The organism is Methylobacterium sp. J-088 (genome assembly GCF_022829295.1).
Lineage (GTDB): Bacteria > Pseudomonadota > Alphaproteobacteria > Rhizobiales > Beijerinckiaceae > Methylobacterium.
This window is the reverse complement of sequence record NZ_JAKSYH010000048.1, coordinates 26,328-41,166: the sequence shown is the minus strand read 5'-3', so window position 1 is coordinate 41,166 and position 14,839 is coordinate 26,328. Positions and strand designations below refer to the sequence as shown.

The 14,839-nt window shown below is 70.1% G+C and carries 20 protein-coding genes and 1 tRNA gene; 6 read left to right on the top strand and 15 right to left on the bottom strand.

Going from position 1 to position 14,839, the window contains the following annotated elements; all coding sequences use genetic code 11:
• Positions 1 to 27: 27 nt before the first annotated feature.
• The 5 genes from MKK63_RS05200 to MKK63_RS05180 form a co-directional block, all read right to left on the bottom strand.
• Positions 28 to 1,347: an MFS transporter gene (locus tag MKK63_RS05200; protein WP_243999337.1), complete on the bottom strand. Its 1,320-nt coding sequence runs from the start codon at positions 1,345 to 1,347 to the stop codon at positions 28 to 30.
• Positions 1,347 to 1,550, bottom strand: a complete 204-nt coding sequence (locus tag MKK63_RS05195) for an Rmf/CrpP family protein (RefSeq protein WP_243999335.1) — start codon at positions 1,548 to 1,550, stop codon at positions 1,347 to 1,349. The genes MKK63_RS05200 and MKK63_RS05195 overlap by 1 nt, the downstream gene beginning before the upstream one ends.
• Before the next feature lie 66 nt (positions 1,551 to 1,616).
• The gene (locus MKK63_RS05190) at positions 1,617 to 1,874 is read right to left on the bottom strand and encodes a DUF6894 family protein (RefSeq protein ID WP_243999334.1); all 258 of its coding nucleotides are present in this window, start codon (positions 1,872 to 1,874) and stop codon (positions 1,617 to 1,619) included.
• Positions 1,875 to 1,961: 87 nt separating this feature from the next.
• Entirely contained in the window at positions 1,962 to 2,225 is a 264-nt protein-coding gene (locus MKK63_RS05185; protein ID WP_243999332.1) for a hypothetical protein, read from the bottom strand.
• 158 nt (positions 2,226 to 2,383) lie between these two features.
• Complete coding sequence (locus tag MKK63_RS05180) at positions 2,384 to 2,605, bottom strand: hypothetical protein (RefSeq protein WP_243999330.1); 222 nt, start codon at positions 2,603 to 2,605, stop codon at positions 2,384 to 2,386.
• A 310-nt stretch (positions 2,606 to 2,915) separates the two neighbouring features.
• On the opposite strand from MKK63_RS05180, the gene MKK63_RS05175 reads away from it, so the two are divergent.
• Complete coding sequence (locus MKK63_RS05175; protein ID WP_243999327.1) at positions 2,916 to 3,281, top strand: c-type cytochrome; 366 nt, start codon at positions 2,916 to 2,918, stop codon at positions 3,279 to 3,281.
• 170 nt (positions 3,282 to 3,451) lie between these two features.
• Here the strand turns inward: MKK63_RS05175 and MKK63_RS05170 are convergent, their stop codons facing one another.
• From MKK63_RS05170 to MKK63_RS05160, 3 genes are all read right to left on the bottom strand, one after another.
• Positions 3,452 to 3,970 (bottom strand): MarR family winged helix-turn-helix transcriptional regulator, encoded by a 519-nt coding sequence (locus MKK63_RS05170; protein WP_243999325.1) that lies wholly within the window; start codon positions 3,968 to 3,970, stop codon positions 3,452 to 3,454.
• A 211-nt stretch (positions 3,971 to 4,181) separates the two neighbouring features.
• Positions 4,182 to 5,123, bottom strand: coding sequence for a site-specific tyrosine recombinase XerD (locus MKK63_RS05165; RefSeq protein WP_279574514.1), 942 nt, complete (start codon positions 5,121 to 5,123; stop codon positions 4,182 to 4,184).
• Positions 5,120 to 5,272 carry a histidine kinase gene (locus tag MKK63_RS05160; RefSeq protein ID WP_243999323.1) on the bottom strand — a complete coding sequence of 51 codons (153 nt, stop codon included), beginning with the start codon at positions 5,270 to 5,272 and terminating at the stop codon, positions 5,120 to 5,122. Before MKK63_RS05160 ends, MKK63_RS05165 begins: the two co-directional genes overlap by 4 nt.
• Positions 5,273 to 5,542: 270 nt before the next feature.
• Between MKK63_RS05160 and MKK63_RS05155 the strand changes: the two genes are divergently transcribed.
• The 3 genes from MKK63_RS05155 (at position 5,543) to MKK63_RS05145 (ending at position 7,499) form a co-directional block, all read left to right on the top strand.
• Positions 5,543 to 6,154, top strand: coding sequence for a shikimate kinase (locus MKK63_RS05155; protein WP_243999396.1), 612 nt, complete (start codon positions 5,543 to 5,545; stop codon positions 6,152 to 6,154).
• 13 nt (positions 6,155 to 6,167) lie between these two features.
• Entirely contained in the window at positions 6,168 to 7,313 is a 1,146-nt protein-coding gene (gene aroB / locus MKK63_RS05150; protein ID WP_243999321.1) for a 3-dehydroquinate synthase, read from the top strand.
• A gap of 110 nt (positions 7,314 to 7,423) precedes the next feature.
• A tRNA-Thr gene (locus tag MKK63_RS05145) sits at positions 7,424 to 7,499 on the top strand.
• A 481-nt stretch (positions 7,500 to 7,980) separates the two neighbouring features.
• Here the strand turns inward: MKK63_RS05145 and MKK63_RS05140 are convergent.
• The 7 genes from MKK63_RS05140 to MKK63_RS05110 are packed head-to-tail and all read right to left on the bottom strand — an operon-like array spanning position 7,981 to position 12,203.
• Positions 7,981 to 9,735, bottom strand: a complete 1,755-nt coding sequence (locus MKK63_RS05140) for a complex I subunit 5 family protein (RefSeq protein ID WP_243999320.1) — start codon at positions 9,733 to 9,735, stop codon at positions 7,981 to 7,983.
• Positions 9,732 to 10,151, bottom strand: coding sequence for a sodium:proton antiporter (locus MKK63_RS05135; protein ID WP_243999318.1), 420 nt, complete (start codon positions 10,149 to 10,151; stop codon positions 9,732 to 9,734). The genes MKK63_RS05140 and MKK63_RS05135 overlap by 4 nt, the downstream gene beginning before the upstream one ends.
• Positions 10,148 to 10,924, bottom strand: coding sequence for an MnhB domain-containing protein (locus tag MKK63_RS05130; protein ID WP_243999316.1), 777 nt, complete (start codon positions 10,922 to 10,924; stop codon positions 10,148 to 10,150). The genes MKK63_RS05135 and MKK63_RS05130 overlap by 4 nt, the downstream gene beginning before the upstream one ends.
• Positions 10,921 to 11,172, bottom strand: a complete 252-nt coding sequence (locus tag MKK63_RS05125) for a Na(+)/H(+) antiporter subunit B (RefSeq protein ID WP_243999313.1) — start codon at positions 11,170 to 11,172, stop codon at positions 10,921 to 10,923. Before MKK63_RS05125 ends, MKK63_RS05130 begins: the two co-directional genes overlap by 4 nt.
• Positions 11,173 to 11,182: 10 nt before the next feature.
• Complete coding sequence (locus MKK63_RS05120) at positions 11,183 to 11,467, bottom strand: monovalent cation/H(+) antiporter subunit G (RefSeq protein ID WP_243999312.1); 285 nt, start codon at positions 11,465 to 11,467, stop codon at positions 11,183 to 11,185.
• Positions 11,464 to 11,715 carry a monovalent cation/H+ antiporter complex subunit F gene (locus MKK63_RS05115; protein ID WP_243999310.1) on the bottom strand — a complete coding sequence of 84 codons (252 nt, stop codon included), beginning with the start codon at positions 11,713 to 11,715 and terminating at the stop codon, positions 11,464 to 11,466. Before MKK63_RS05115 ends, MKK63_RS05120 begins: the two co-directional genes overlap by 4 nt.
• Positions 11,712 to 12,203 (bottom strand): hypothetical protein, encoded by a 492-nt coding sequence (locus MKK63_RS05110; RefSeq protein WP_243999308.1) that lies wholly within the window; start codon positions 12,201 to 12,203, stop codon positions 11,712 to 11,714. The genes MKK63_RS05115 and MKK63_RS05110 overlap by 4 nt, the downstream gene beginning before the upstream one ends.
• A gap of 148 nt (positions 12,204 to 12,351) precedes the next feature.
• On the opposite strand from MKK63_RS05110, the gene MKK63_RS05105 reads away from it, so the two are divergent.
• Together MKK63_RS05105 and MKK63_RS05100 are read left to right on the top strand one after the other, a co-directional pair.
• A complete protein-coding gene (locus tag MKK63_RS05105) occupies positions 12,352 to 12,921 on the top strand; it encodes an NUDIX domain-containing protein (protein WP_243999306.1) in 570 nt (189 codons plus the stop codon).
• A gap of 136 nt (positions 12,922 to 13,057) precedes the next feature.
• Positions 13,058 to 14,776: a dihydroxy-acid dehydratase gene (locus MKK63_RS05100; protein ID WP_243999304.1), complete on the top strand. Its 1,719-nt coding sequence runs from the start codon at positions 13,058 to 13,060 to the stop codon at positions 14,774 to 14,776.
• Positions 14,777 to 14,839: the final 63 nt, after the last annotated feature.

The window sequence follows — 14,839 nt, the reverse complement described above, 5'->3', positions numbered from 1 at the left end:
CAGGGGTTGCGCCGGCGGAGACGACCGTCAGGCTTCGCTGTTCGCGTCGAGGTCGCGCCCGCGGGTCTCCGGCATCAGGAAGGCTGCGACCGTCCCGACGAGGCTGAAGGCCGCGAGGTAGTAAGCCGGCGCGAGCCGCTCCCCGGTCGTGGCGATCAGCCAGTTCACCACGAAGTTGGTACTGCCGCCGAACAGCGAGACCGAGACCGCGTAGACGATCGACAGGCCGGCGCTACGCACCGCCCGGGGCAGGGCCTCCGGGATGCCGACGATCACCGCGGCGGCGTTGATGGAGGAGAGCGCCGAGAGCAGGAACGTCACCGCGTAGACGCTGGCCGCGCTCGGCGCCTTCACCACCCAGGCGAAGGCCGGAACCGCCAGGATCAGGATCAGCGCCCGCGGCCAGATCATCACGGGACGCCGGCCGATCCGGTCGGCCAACCAGCCACCCAGCAGCGGGAACACAACCGAGGCGAGCCCCAGCGCGATCGGCACCGCGGTCGCGGCGGTCTCGCTCAGGCCGAGCGTCGCGCCGGCATAGACCGGCATGTTCGTGCCGATCGCGTTCGAGACGGTCGAGGCGGAGATCACCAGGAAGGTCACGCCGAGCAGCCGGCCGTGGTCGCGCAGGAGCCGGCCGACCACCGCGAGGGTCGAGTCGGCGGCGTTTGGATCCGCCTCGACGCCCGCCGTCTCCGGCAGGTGGCTGCGGATGATGAGGCCGACCGGCACGACGCCGAGGCCGAGCACGAACATCAGCCGCCAGCCCCAATCGTTCATCGCCTGATCGCCGACGACGAGCGCCAGGGTGGTGGCCACGATCCCGGCGAACAGGGCGGCGCAGCCCTGGCTGGCGATCTGCCAGCTCGTCACGAAGCCGCGCCTGTCCGGCGGCGCGGCCTCCAGCAGGTAGGCGGTGGACGGGCCGACTTCGCCGCCGAGCGCCAGGCCCTGGATCAGCCGCCCCGCGATGACGATCACCTGCGCCCAGCCGCCGATCGCCGCGTAGGACGGGCAGACGGCGAGCATCAGCATGCCGAGCGCCATCAGCCCGATCGTGATCAGCATCGCGGGCTTGCGCCCGGCGCGGTCCGCGAAGGCGCCGATCAGGGCCCCGCCGATCGGCCGCATGACGTAGCCGATGCCGAACAAGGCCAGCGACGCGAGCAGGCTGTGGGTCGGATCGGTCGCCGGGAAGAACGCCGCGCCGATGGATTTGGCGAAGAAGGCGTAGACCGTGAAATCGTAGAATTCGAGCGCGTTGCCCAGCACCACGGCGCCGACCGACTTGCGGTCCAGGGCCGGGTGCGCGGCCGCGCCGGGAGGGGCTCCGGTCCGGGCGTCCATCACCGCCCTCCGTTTATCAGATGCTCGGCGATGCCGCCCGTGACGGGCTCGGCGCCGTCCGCCAGCGCCGCGTCATAGCCGGCGAGCCAGAGCGTTCGGGCCTGCGTGCCCTCGGCGTAGGGGCAGGCCTCCCGGGCGAGGCCCTTGGCGGGCGCGGCCTGGCCGAGCGCATGCGCGTCGAGGTCGTTCGGGGGTGTGTCCATCGTGGCGCAGATCCTGATCTCTGGCGTTCGCCGCGATGTAGGGCGCTTGAGCGCGTCGCGCCGCTGTCAGTGCAGGATCGGATCGTCCGTTGTCGGCAGCGCGACGCCTTCGCTGAACGGGAATTCCAACACGATGTCGCCCGCCGCATCGGCGACGATCAGGCAGGCGGTCAGGAGTCGGGCTTGGTCCCCGCGCTCGCGCAGGGCCGCACGGATCGTGTCGCGTGCCTTGTCCCAGGCCGCGTCCGGGTCGCGCAGCTCGACGCCGGTCGGATCGCTGATCAGGTCGTCGCCGATCTGCGTGTGAAAGAAATAGCGCGGCATGATCCCGTCACCTCCGAGAACGGGCCCCGGGCGGGGCCCTGCGCTCACGTGGTGATCCGGCCCGGCCAGCGCACGCAAAACCGCGGCTCAGCCGTTGACCGAGCGTATCTCCGCGGGCACCGGGACCGGCCGCAGGGTGCGCACCTGTGCGGATCCGGAGTTTGCGCGATGATGCTTCTCCATCAGCATCAGCGGTCGCAATTCGGGCTCCGCGAAATCGAGCAATCGGGCGTTGCGCCAGCGCGGCTTGCCGGCGCCGCGGCCGAACCACCGGGGCTTCTCCTCCTCGACCAGCAGCACGAGCCGCCCCGTCCAGGATTTTCGAAACCAGAAGCGCCCGGTCAGCGACATGGTCCGGTTCCTCGCACAGAGCGCCTGCCGCGCAGGCCAAGAACAATCTTGGCCGCAGCATCGCCACTCGATAGCGGATTTGAACGGGCAAGTCTTGGTGGATCGGGACGACGCGTGCGTAGATCGTGGCTTTCCACAGGGCTCCGGGGAGCCCCACCCTAACCCCCGATATGGCGGACGATCAGCAGCATCACGACGAACCAGACCAAGCCCGATACGCCGTACACGAAGCCCCGCAACAGAGCGGATTCCAGTGCGGCATGGGCGGACGCGCCATCCTGCGCGGGCATCCCGTGCTCCATGGGCGGCAGCCGCGCGGACGGGGTCGCGGTGAGCAGGCGCGTCAGGCTTATCGGGAGCGGGCGTTCGTCGGTCTGCACGGCATCGTGAGGCTTACAGGACCGGCGACCGACGCGACAAGCGGGCCCGTGATCGACGAGGCCTTCGTACGGTGCCTCAGCCTCGGCCTCAGCCGCCGGGCCGGCGCGCGGCGTGGCTTCGATGTGCCGCACCGAGCCGAGATCGCGACGATCCGTTGAGGCTTACGCAGGTCGCCGTCGCGGTCGGGCGGGCGGGCGGTCGGGCCAGGCTGGACCGTTGCGCCTTGGCTGTGACTTCAATTAGACCTATTCCAGGCAGGAGCATTCTGCCCACAGTGCTGCCGCGACGGCGGCCAATAGGAGGAAATCCATGCGTTCACTCGTTCTCGGCGCCGTCCTTGCCGTTCTGGTTCCGCTCTCGGTTCAGGCCCAGGAGGCCGGAGACGCGGCTGCCGGCGAGAAGGCGTTCGCCCCCTGCAAGGCCTGCCACAACTTTCAGAAGAATGGCGTCGGCCCTGACCTGAAGGGCGTCGTGGGCCGCAAGGCGGGCACCTACGAAGGCTACAACTACTCGGCGGCCCTGAAGAATTCGGGCATCACCTGGGACGAGGCCAATCTGCATGAATGGCTGAAGAACCCGAAGGCGAAGGTGCCGGGCACCAAGATGATCTTCCAGGGCTATCCGGACGACAAGAAGATCAGCGACGTGATCGCCTACCTGAAGACGCAGTCCTAAGTTCAGTCCGGACGGACCGTGACCCCGGGGGTGGCCGAAGGGCCGCCCCCAACCCGTTCCGTGCCTGCTAAGAGCCGTCAACGAGCGCGCCGCCATCATGCGCGGCTCTGCACTCTGGCTGTGACATGCTCTGTCGAGCCGAACCGGTGTCGCGCGCGCCGGAGAGCGCTCTAATCACCGATGACGCCGGCCTGGAGGCCCATCCGCAGCGTCACAAGATCGTGAAGCAAGGTCTTCCGGCCCTCGGTGTCGAGACCGGTCAAGCCGCCGGCATCGTCGGGAATGCAGGCGAGGACGTCGCGCAGCTTGGCACCGGCCGGAGTCAGGAAAATGCTGACCTGCCGCTCATCGACCCGGTCCCGGGCCCGACGCACGCGGCCCGACGCTTCGAGGCGCTTCAGCAACGGGGTCAGCGTGCCGGAATCGAGGAAGAGGCGGTTGCCGATCTCCTTGACCGACAGACCGTCCTGTTCCCACAACACCAACAGCACGAGATATTGTGGATAAGTCAGCTCGTAGCGGCCGAGAAGGTTGCGATAGGCGCGGCCGAAGGCGTGTGCGGCGGCGTAGACCGCGAAGCACAGCTGGTTGTCGAGCCTCTGCCGCTCCTGCTGCGCCGACGGGTCGACGGTTGCATGATCCGACTGGTTCGGCACAGCGCCGCTCTGCAGAGCAGTCGGGCCTGGCATGGATTGATCTCTCTCTGGTAAAGTCTGGCTCGCGTACCGGTATGGCGATCCGTCACATTTAGGCAGTTCGGCATACAAGAACAATCGTCGCAAGCGTTAGGGCACGCGCCGCGTCATTGCGTCAGGACATCGCTGCCTCCGCTGAAACGCCCCCATGGCCGTCTGGGCCTCCCGCAAATGCCGTTGTGACCGGCCATTCCGGCACAGGCCGTCAGCCATCCATCAACGGGTGCAGATCCCGTACCATCGCCTTCAGGCGCTCATCGAGCACGTGGGTGTAGATCTGGGTCGTCGAGATATCGGCGTGCCCGAGCAATTCCTGGACGATGCGCAGATCGGCCCCGTTCTGCAGCAGATGACTGGCGAAGGCGTGGCGCAGCACGTGCGGGCTCACGCGGTCCGGCCGCAAACCGGCCTCCAAAGCTGCGGCCTTCAGGTCACGGGCAAAGGCCTGCCGAGTCAGATGGCCGCTGTCGCTGTCGGCGGGGAAGAGCCATGGGCTTTCCTCCGGCACCGCCGAAAGATGCGCCCCCATGGCGGCGCGGGCCGCATCGGTGAGCGGCACGAGGCGCTCGCGGCCGCCCTTGCCTTTGATGATCAGGTATCGCTCGCGGCTCGCCCCCGCGGCCCGGGGCAGGGAAACGAGTTCGGACACGCGCAGACCCGTGGCGTAGAGGAGTTCGAGCAGGCACATCATCCGGAGCGCCCGCCGGGCCCGGCCGGGCGCCTGTTCGGCGCCGGCAGCCGCCTGCGCGACGGCCAGGAGACGATCGACCTCGGCCACCGACAGGATCTTGGGCAGCGTCCGGCCCTGGCGCGGTCCCGAGACTGCGACGCTCGGATCGACCTCGGCGAGGCCCTCGGCGTACAGAAACTTGTGGAAACCGCGCACGCAAGACAGGCGCCGCGCCGCCGACGAGGCCTTGAGACCGCGCGTCTCCAGATCAGCCAGGAAGGCGCGCAGCGTGCCGGCCTTCACGGCATCGCGGGCGATCCCGGAACGGACGAGGTAGGCGAAATAATCATCCAGGTCGCGCCGATAGGCGGCCAGGGTATTGGCGCTGGCGCCGCGCTCGGCGGCCAGCATGTCGAGATAATCGGCGACTTCGGTACTGGACGCCCCGCCGCTGCCGCCGTCCTCCGTCGCGCTCAACGGTTGCCGGGCTGCAGCTTCGAGGCGGGGATGGCCACGCTCATCTCCCGCGGCGTCGGCTGAATCAAGGTCGCGAGCGCGAACATCGCCGCAAAGACGAGACCCGCCAGGATCGCAAGGGTGGCGAAGAAACGGAACAGGGTCGGCACGTCGGTCGAACCTCTGGCAGACGATACGGTCGGCGGGGGGAAAGCGGGCGGCGGCTTTTCCCAACCGACGCGGGTGCCCGGTTTCGACCATGCGAACAAGGCGCTGACAAGGCCCACAACGACACAGCGATGCGTTTCGCTGGCCGCTTGAATCGCGCTAAGAGCCTGCCGCAGGATGGGGGATCGCCCGGCGCCGTGCGCCCGGTGCGACCGAGAGGGCGCCGGATCGATGCGGTGCGACGGATAGTGGAAGCGGCGGTACACGGGGCGATGCAGGAGTCGGTGGGCGAGGCGGAGGGTGGCGAACCGATCGAGGCGCGGCTGCGCCGCGCGCTCGGCCTGCGCTCGATCGTGCTCGTGGGGTTGATGGGAGCCGGAAAGAGCACGGTCGGACGGCGCCTCGCGAGCCGCCTGGGTCTGATCTTCAAGGACGCCGACATCGAGATCGAGGCGGCGGCCGGCCTGACCATCCCCGACATCTTCGCCATCTACGGCGAGCCGAGCTTTCGCGACGGCGAGGAGCGCGTGATCTCGCGCCTGTTGCGGGCCGGCCCCCTGGTGCTGGCCACCGGCGGCGGCGCCTATCTGCGTGAGGCCACCCGCCTGCGGATCACGGAATCCGCGATCTCGGTCTGGCTCAAGGCCGACCTCGACGTCCTGATGCGGCGGGTGCGCAAGCGGGGCAACCGGCCGCTCCTCCAGACCGAGGACCCCGAGGCGACGATGCGCGAGTTGATGGCGATCCGCCACCCGGTCTACGCCGCGGCCGACGTGATGGTGATCTCGCGGGAGGTCTCGCACGACCGGGTCGTGCAGGACGTGCTGGAGGCGCTGGACGCGCATCTCAGCGGCGAGCGTTCGATCTCGCTCGCCGCGCAGTAGGAATTCGTTGACCGTGACCGAGCCCACGCCCCGCCCCGAACCGCTGACCGTCCACGTCCCCCTCGACGGCGGGCGTGCCTACGACATCCGGATCGGGCGCGGCCTGATCGATACGGCGGGCGACGCGGTGGCCGCACTCGGCGGCCGCCGGGCCGCGATCGTGACGGACGAGACCGTCGGGGCGCTCTATGCCGGCCGCCTGCGGGAGAGCCTGGAACGGGCCGGTCTGCAGGCGGGCGTGGTGACGGTGGCGCCCGGCGAGAGCTCGAAATCCTACGCGGGCTACGCTGCGGTCTGCGACGGGCTGCTCGGCCTCAAAGTGGAGCGCGGGGACCTCGTGGTGGCGCTCGGCGGCGGCGTGGTCGGCGACCTCGCGGGGTTCGCCGCCGCGACCCTGCGGCGGGGCGTGCGCTTCGTGCAGGTACCCACCAGTCTGCTGGCGCAGGTCGATTCCTCGGTCGGCGGCAAGACCGGCATCAACGCGCCGCTCGGCAAGAACCTGATCGGCGCCTTCCATCAGCCCCGTCTCGTGCTGGCCGATACCGCGGCCCTCGACACCCTGTCGGAGCGCGAGATGCGCGCCGGCTACGCCGAGGTCGCCAAGTACGGGCTGATCGCCGATTCCGGCTTCTTCGATTGGTGCGAGGCCAACTGGCGGGGCATCTTCTCCGGTGGACCGGAGCGCGAGGCGGCGGTGGCGGCCTGCTGCCGCTCCAAGGCGGCGGTCGTGACCCGCGACGAGCGGGAGGATGGCGAGCGCGCCCTGCTCAATCTCGGCCACACCTTCGGGCACGCCCTGGAACGCCTGACCGGCTACGATTCGGCGCGACTGGTCCACGGCGAGGGCGTCGCGATCGGTCTCGCGCTGGCGTTCCGCTTCTCGGCCCGGCTCGGCCTGTGCGCCGGCCAAGAGGCCGGCCGCGTCGCCAACCATCTGGCGCTCGCCGGCTTGCCGACCCGCCTCCAGGCAGTCCCGGGCGGGTGCGGCGACGCCGAGGCGATCGTGGACGCGATGGCGCAGGACAAGAAGGTGCGGGACGGCGCACTGACCTTCATCCTGGCCCGCGGGATCGGCCACAGCTTCATCGCGCCGGGCGTGGATCGCGCCGCGGTGACGGCCTTCCTGCGCGACGAACTCGCCGCCGCGGCCGACGCGTGATCGCGATCCGGCGCGGCTCCGGCCTTGCCTAAAGCAGGGCGGCCCGCTATGAGCCTGCCACGTCCGACGCGGTCGTTCGCGCGCCGGGCCCGGCCTCCGTCGGGGCCTGGGCCGCAATAGCTCAGCTGGTAGAGCACCTCATTCGTAATGAGGGGGTCGGGGGTTCGAATCCCTCTTGCGGCACCACATCTTTCCCGTTCTCATCCGCCCGGATTCGCCGCCCCTCCGTGGTGAGGGCGTGCATCTCGGTCGTCTGGCCGACGCGCGTCCTTCGACGAGGCAGGATTAAGGGGGCCGATGGCCTGCGCTTTCGCCCCACGTTTCCGTCATCCGCCGCGCGAGGCGTTTTGACGTCGATGGCTGCCACATCGCCCGCCTATCCGGCTTCGGCCAAGGTAGCCAGCAGCGCCGCCCAGAAGCCGAGGTGAGACCATCTGGCGAACCGGTTGGAGACGGTGGTGCGCGACCCATCCTCCGCCGGGCCGTCGCGCCAGCGGTGGCCGTCGATCACACACGCGAAGCGCAGGCCATGCCTCGCTCCGGTTCGCACCCATGGGGGCTGAAGCATTGCCCTCAATCGAACCAGCCCTGCCGCTCGAGACGGCGCGATCACAGCATGGCGGATCGTCGGTACCGATGAAGGCCGGACTGGCGAGGACCAGGCCGCTCACACCATCGCCAGCACGGCCGCAATCACCGCCACACCGACGGCGAGCCAGACCGCGTAATCGCCGATCAACCCGCTGTGCAGGATCTCCAGCGCGCGCGTCGGCGCCGACTGCGAGGCGCTCACCGGCCGGACCACAAAGGCCGGCAACCGCTTTCGGAACAGCCCGTAGCCGGCCCCCAGAAGGGCCGCCGCCACCGAGACCCACGGGAGCCAGCCCGGCCCCTCGGCCAGCATTCCGGCTTCCGGCCGGCGCATGAAGGCCGAGACGGCCCGGGGTAGGGCATGCGCGATCGGGCCCGCCGGGAGCGCAACGTCGACCGCCAGCAGCGCGCAGCACGGGGCCAGCATCAGCCAGAGCGGCCGGTTGGCCTTTTCGCGCTCATCCGCACTCGGCGCGCCGGCCTCGTCCCCGGGATCGGGCCCGAGCCCGAGGAAGATGCGACCCGCCGCCCGCAGCACCGCCGCCCCGGTCAGCGCGGCGCCGATCGCGGTGGCGGCGAGCGCGATCCCGTGGCCCTGCTGCGACAGCCCCCCCTGGACGAGGCGGGTGCCCTGGTCGAGGATTCCGATCGGCAGGCCGCAGAGCAGGAGGCCGGCCAGCCCCATGGCGATCCCGGCCGGCCAGATCCCGCGGCCGAGGCCGCGCAGGGCGATCTCGTCGATGCTCGCCTGCGTGGCGAGCAGAATGCCGGCGATCATGAACAGGGCGCCCTTCACCAGCCCATGGCCGACCACGTAGACCAGCATCCCGCCGGTGCCGCCGGCCGAGAGGGCGCCGAGGCCGGTCAGCATGATCCCGGCATGCGAAATCGTCGAGAAGGCCAGCATCCGCTTGAGGTGGCGCTGCAGCAGGGCCATCCAGCCGCCGAGCAGGGCCGTGGCGCTGCCCAGCCCGATCAGCAGCACCGGCAGGGCGCCCTGGACCTGATCGGAGCCCCCGAACACGACGGCGCTCACCTTCGCGAGGCCGAACAGCCCGAGCGAGACCATCGAGCCGGAGAAGATCACCGAGACCGGGCTCGGCGCCACCGCGTGGGCGTCGGCGAGCCAGAACTGGAACGGCACGATCGATCCCTTGATCATCAGGGCCGCCGCCACGAGGCAGAAGGCCCCCGCCACCACGGGGCTGCGCCCAGTCTGGGCGATGGCCGCGGCCATGCCGTCGTAATCGAGCGTGCCGGTCTGCGCGTAGATCAACCCGATGCCGCCGAGCATCAGGAAGCCCGCGAGGCTGTTGACCACCGTGAAGTTGATGGCCCCCGCGAGCGATGATTCCGCGAGGTGATAGGCCGTGAGCGCGAAGGCCGCGACGCTCATCACCTCGAACCACACGAACAGGTTGAACATGTCCCGGGTGAAGCAGAACCCGACCATGGCGGCCAGGAACAGCAGCATCAGGATGTGGAAGTGCCCGTGGGTGCGGTCGAAGAAGCCCCAGGCGAACACGAAGGTCAGGGCGTAGAGCAGCCCGATGAAGGCCGCGATCCAGCCGCTCGCGGCATCGACCGAGAAGCCGATCCCGAGATGGACGCCGTCGCGCGGCTCCCACCCGCCGAACCAGTAGACGAGGGGGCCGTCGGCCGCGTGGACGGCGATCACGGCGGAGAGCACCGCGACGGCGAGGGCTGCGAGCAGCGCCAGGATATCGGGGATGCGGCCCGGCAGCAGGTGCGCGGTCGCCAGCAGCGTCGCGCAGATTACGAGCGGGATCGCGACCGGAAGCGGCAGAAGGGCGGCGGGAGCGAGCGTCACGAGGCTTGGCGCCCACCGTCGGAGACTTGGCTCGACCCCTGGCTCTGGCCGGACTTGCCGCCGGCCCGCATCGGCCGGAGCTTTTCCGGGTTCAGGCTGCCGCCGCGCTTGTAGGCCTGGACCGTCAGGACGAGGAGCAGGGCGGTCAGGGTCGCGCCGACCACGATGTCGGTGAGCACCAGCGCCTGCATCACGGGATCGACCGCGGGCGTACCCGGCGGGTGATCATAGAAAATCGGCGCGATGCTGCCCCAGCGATAGCCGAGCCCCAGCAGCAGCACGTAGGTCGCCGACTGGCAGACCCCGAGGCAGCCGACGAGGTGGATGAAGTTGCGGCTCGTGGCGATGCCGTAGAGGCCGATGCCGAACAGCCACGCGGCGACCGCGTAAGGCAAGACATTGGTGGCCGCACTCACGCGGATTCCTCCCCGGGTTCGTCGGGTTCCTCGGCCTGGCGGGTCTCCTCCATGAATTCGAGGAAGAGCTGCGTGAACCCGCCCGTCACCGCCATCGCGACGCCGAGGTTCTCAACCAGCATCAGGCCGCCGGAGAACAGGTCGCGCAGCGTGCCGAGCGGCAGGATGTTCTGCATGAAGGCGGCGCCGGTCAGCATCGGCACGAGCCCGCACAAAGCGAACACGAGCGCGCCCCCGCCCTCAAGCGCGTCGAGCCAGTGGCTGTGGATGGCGTCGCGCCAACCGGAATAGCCCTCGCCGAGGTAGATCAGCAGGGTCCCCGAGGCGAGGATCACGCCGCCCTGGAAACCGCCGCCGGGGGTGACGGTCGCGTGCAGCACCACGTAGAGGCCGAACAGGCAGGTGAGCGGCCCGGCGATCCGGCAGGCGAGCACCGTCGCCTCCGAGCGCGGGATCACGGCGCGGCCGGGCCGGCGCATCGCGCGTCCGGTAAGACCCTCGCCGCGGTGGCCGCGCAGCAGCACCACCGTACCGGTGATGGCGGCGAGCAGCATGAATTCCTCGCCCAGGGTGTCGAGACCGCGCAGGTCGAAATTGATCGCGCTCACCATGTTGGCGACGTGCCGCGCCTCCGGGGTGATCGCGTTGATGCGCGCGCCGTACAGCGCGATCTTGGATCCGAAGGCCGGCAGCCCCGCGATCACCGAAGCGGCGCAGGGCAGCAGGATCAGGCCCGACAGGGCGAGCAGCGCGACGCGGATGCGCGGGCTCACGATTCCGCTCCGGGCGGCTGCGTGCGCACCGCCATCAGAGCCACGAGGAAGAGGAGCGGCACCGCGGCGGACCCCACCGCCAGCTCCGACAGGGCGACATCCGGGGCCTGGAGGGCGTCGAACAGGATCGTCAAAACGAGCCCGTTGATCGCGATGGCGAAGACCTGCCGGACGGGATCGCGCACCAGCACCACGGCACTGCCGGAGATCGCGGTGAGCAGGAACAGGAGCGGCAGGATGACGCTCATCGGGCCGACCTCATGCCGAGCGCCCCTCGCGCATCAGTACGGCCCGGCCGGAGACGTGCGACAGCACCGCGGCCCACCCTAGAAACACCCCCATCATCACCAGGATCTTGAGCGAGCGCCCCGAGATTCCGTCGGCCAGGAAGGCCGCCACGGAGACGAGGCCGGAGGCGGCGACGTTGAGGAAGGCGAGGGCGTGCAGCCGGTCGAGCGCCCGGGGCAAGCGCCACAGGGCGAAGGCGGCGAGCCACGTCACCGCCACCGCGAGGGCGAGCAGGATCCCGATCGCGACGCTCATATCCAGCGCTCCAGGAAGACCGCGAGCAGCATCGTGCCGGGCAGGTTGAGCAGGACCAGAGTGAGGGCGAGATCGGTGATCGAGGCCTGATCGGTGGCGAAGGCCATCAGCGTCAGGATCACGACCGTGACGCTGCCGGCGAGCTGGTAGGCGGCGAACCGCTGGCCCGGCGTTCCGCGCCACGCCAGGGCGGCCGCGAGGGCAAGCGGCGGCAGCAGCGCCAGGATGGCCGCCGTCCAGATATTCATGGCGCTTCACCCGCCAGGGCGTGCGTCGTCACCGTCCCGTGCGCACGGTCGAGGCTGACCACGTAGCTGTCCGGGGCGAGCGAGGCGGCGAGCAGCCCCACCGCGCGGGTCGCCGATGCCGTTTCTCCGTCAGGCCGTGCCCAGGCGATCGTGGCGGCGCTCTGCTCGCGTGTCACGCCACCCCCGGCGCGCCCGAACACGACCCGCGCCAGCTGAAGCCCAACCCGCCCCGTCTGCCGGGCCATGCCCAGGATTGCCGGCCCGAGCGGCCGGAGCGCGACCCGGTCGAACCGGAAACGCATGCCGCCGCGCCGCCCTACGACCCACCACCAGGCCGTGCCGAGGGTCGCGCATCCGACCATGGCGATGCTTTCGGTCACGCTCACCGAACCGGCGAAGACCAAGTAGGCGAGGGCGAGCAGCAGCCAGATCGCGACGGCATCGCGCGTCGTCCGCTCCTTGAACCCGCTGATCGGTCCTAGCCGCATCGATCCTGACCGGAAGCCGTCGTGAAAGCGTGGCCATACGCCTGACCGATCCAAACGGGTTCGGGACACGGGCGTTCCCGGAACCCGAGGACACGCCTTCGTGTAAGCATGGCGCGGCGTCGGACGGTTCGGCGGGCGAGGGCGCATCATGAAGGCCGAGATCCTGTCGATCCGCTTCCTCCACGAAGGCTGGAACCGGTTCGGACTCGCGCAGGTGCGCCTCCACGACGGATCCGTCGCGGAGCGGGCGATCGAGGATCACGGGCACTCGGTCGGGATCCTGCCCTTCGATCCCGAGCGGCGGGTCGCCACGCTGGTGCGCGAGTTGCGGGTGCCGGCCCTGTTCGCCGCCGGCGAGCAGATGCAGCTCGAAGCGCCGGCCGGCCTGATCGACGACGGCGGCCCGGAGGAGAATGCCCGCCGGGAAGTTCTGGAGGAGGTCGGCCTGCGCCTGCATGGCCTGGACTTCATCGGCGCCGCTTATTCCTGCGCGAGTTTGACCACCGAGAAGATCCACCTCTACCTCGCCGCCTACGGCCGCGGAGACCGGGCCGAAGCGGGCGGCGGGGCCGAGGGCGAGCACGAGAACATCCGGATCATCGAGGTGCCGCTCGCGGAGCTGGCCGCCATGGCCGACCGGGCCGAAATCACCGACCTCAAGACGCTGACCCTCGTGCTGGCGCTGCGCCTCCGGCATCCGGAGCTTTTTCCGACATGAGAATACGGTATCGCGTATACGCGCGGTGGTTGCTGACAGCCGTCGTGCTCGCCGGGGTCGCGTGGATCGCCTTCCACCTGCGCTGACTTCCACCTGCGCTGACTTCCGTCGCACTTGCTTCTCAGGGATCGACGCCATGAGCGATGACGCCGGACATGACGAGCCGCACGGGCTCGACCGCGGCCTGACCAATTACGGCGACCGCGACTTCGCCCGCTACCTGCGCCGCTCCTTCGCCCGCTCGATGGGCCTCTCGATCGGGCTCCTGAACAAGCCGGTGATCGGCATCGCCATGACGCCCTCGGGCTTCAACAACTGCCACCGGGGCATGGACGAGCTGGTGGAGGCGGTCTCCCGTGGCGTGCTGGCGGCCGGCGCCCTGCCGCGGCCGTTCCCGACCGTGTCGCTCGGCGAGGTTTTCCTCAACCCGACCAGCATGATGTACCGCAACCTGATGGCCATGGACACGGAGGAGATGATCCAGGCCCAGCCGATGGATGCGGTCGTGCTGATCGGCGGCTGCGACAAGACCGTACCGGCCCAGCTCATGGGCGCGGCCTCGGCGGGGCTGCCGGCGATCCAGCTTGTCACCGGCCCGATGTCGACCGGCCGCCACAGGGGCCAGCGCCTCGGCGCCTGCACGGATTGCCGGGGGTTCTGGGCCAAGTACCGGGCCGGCACCGTCGACGCCGAGGAAATCGCCGAGGTCGAGGGTCGGCTCTCGGTCACCGCCGGCACCTGCGCGGTGATGGGCACGGCCTCGACCATGGCGTGCATCGCGGAAGCGCTCGGCATGTCGCTGCCGGGCACGGCCGCGATCCCGGCGGTGCATTCCGACCGGCTGGTCGCCGCCGAGGAGACCGGCCGCGCCGCCGTGCGGTTGATCCAGTCGAAAATCGCGCCGTCTCAGGTCATCACCCGCCAGTCCGTCGAGAACGCGATTCGGGTCCTGATGGCGGTCTCGGGCTCGACCAACGCCATCGTCCACCTCACGGCCATCGCCGGGCGGCTCGGCATCCGCGTTCCGTATGAGCGCTTCAACCAGATCTCCGACGAGACCCCCGTGCTGGTCGACCTCAAGCCCGTGGGCGAGGGCTACATGGAGGATTTCCATGCGGCCGGCGGCATGGGCGCGCTGCTGCGCGAACTGCGCCCTTTGCTCCACCTCGACACCGTGGACGTCGAGGGCCGCACGCTGGCCGAGCGGCTCGACGAGCCCGCCGGCTGGGTCGACCGCGCGGTGATCCGCGCGTTCGACAATCCCGTCTCGCCGGTCGGCGGGCTGGTGGCGCTGACCGGCAACCTCGCCCCCGAGGGTGCGATCTTCAAGCGCGCGGCCGCGACGCCGGAGCTGTTCGAATCCGAGGGCCGGGCGGTGGTGTTCACCGGCCTGGAGGACCTGAGCCGGCGGATCGACGATCCCAACCTCGACGTGAACCCCGGCGACGTGCTGGTCCTCCAGAATGCCGGTCCGCACGCGGCCGGGATGCCGGAGGCCGGATACCTGCCGATCCCGAAAAAACTCGCCCGGGCGGGGGTGAAGGACATGGTGCGCATCTCCGATGCGCGGATGTCGGGCACGGCGTTCGGGTCGATCGTGCTGCACATCGCGCCCGAATCGGCCGTCGGGGGTCCGCTGGCCGCGGTGCGCGACGGGGACCGGATCAAGCTGTCGATCCGGGACAAGCGGATCGACCTGCTGGTCGAGCCCGAAGAGATCGCCCAGCGCCTCGCCGATCATCGGCCGCCGCCGGCCCCGACCCGGGGCTACAAGGCGCTCTACCGCCGCACCGTCACGCAGGCGCCGGAGGGCTGCGACTTCGACTTCCTGATGGGGGAGGGGCGCGACGGCTGAGCGGCCGGCTTGATCGCCGGCCGCGCCGGGCCCATCGTCGGGCCAAGAGTCGGGCCAAGAGTC

Excerpts from the sequence above, each read along its gene's own strand:
- MKK63_RS05120 (WP_243999312.1), bottom strand. The coding sequence starts at position 11,467 with ATGAGCGTCGCGATCGGGATCCTGCTCGCCCTCGCGGTGGCGGTGACG.
- MKK63_RS05115 (WP_243999310.1), bottom strand. The coding sequence starts at position 11,715 with ATGAATATCTGGACGGCGGCCATCCTGGCGCTGCTGCCGCCGCTTGCC.
- MKK63_RS05185 (WP_243999332.1), bottom strand. The coding sequence starts at position 2,225 with ATGTCGCTGACCGGGCGCTTCTGGTTTCGAAAATCCTGGACGGGGCGG.
- MKK63_RS05195 (WP_243999335.1), bottom strand. The coding sequence starts at position 1,550 with ATGGACACACCCCCGAACGACCTCGACGCGCATGCGCTCGGCCAGGCC.
- MKK63_RS05190 (WP_243999334.1), bottom strand. The coding sequence starts at position 1,874 with ATGCCGCGCTATTTCTTTCACACGCAGATCGGCGACGACCTGATCAGC.
- MKK63_RS05105 (WP_243999306.1), top strand. The coding sequence starts at position 12,352 with ATGAAGGCCGAGATCCTGTCGATCCGCTTCCTCCACGAAGGCTGGAAC.
- MKK63_RS05100 (WP_243999304.1), top strand. The coding sequence starts at position 13,058 with ATGAGCGATGACGCCGGACATGACGAGCCGCACGGGCTCGACCGCGGC.
- MKK63_RS05155 (WP_243999396.1), top strand. The coding sequence starts at position 5,543 with ATGCAGGAGTCGGTGGGCGAGGCGGAGGGTGGCGAACCGATCGAGGCG.
- MKK63_RS05125 (WP_243999313.1), bottom strand. The coding sequence starts at position 11,172 with ATGAGCGTCATCCTGCCGCTCCTGTTCCTGCTCACCGCGATCTCCGGC.
- MKK63_RS05170 (WP_243999325.1), bottom strand. The coding sequence starts at position 3,970 with ATGCCAGGCCCGACTGCTCTGCAGAGCGGCGCTGTGCCGAACCAGTCG.
- MKK63_RS05200 (WP_243999337.1), bottom strand. The coding sequence starts at position 1,347 with ATGGACGCCCGGACCGGAGCCCCTCCCGGCGCGGCCGCGCACCCGGCC.
- MKK63_RS05175 (WP_243999327.1), top strand. The coding sequence starts at position 2,916 with ATGCGTTCACTCGTTCTCGGCGCCGTCCTTGCCGTTCTGGTTCCGCTC.
- MKK63_RS05110 (WP_243999308.1), bottom strand. The coding sequence starts at position 12,203 with ATGCGGCTAGGACCGATCAGCGGGTTCAAGGAGCGGACGACGCGCGAT.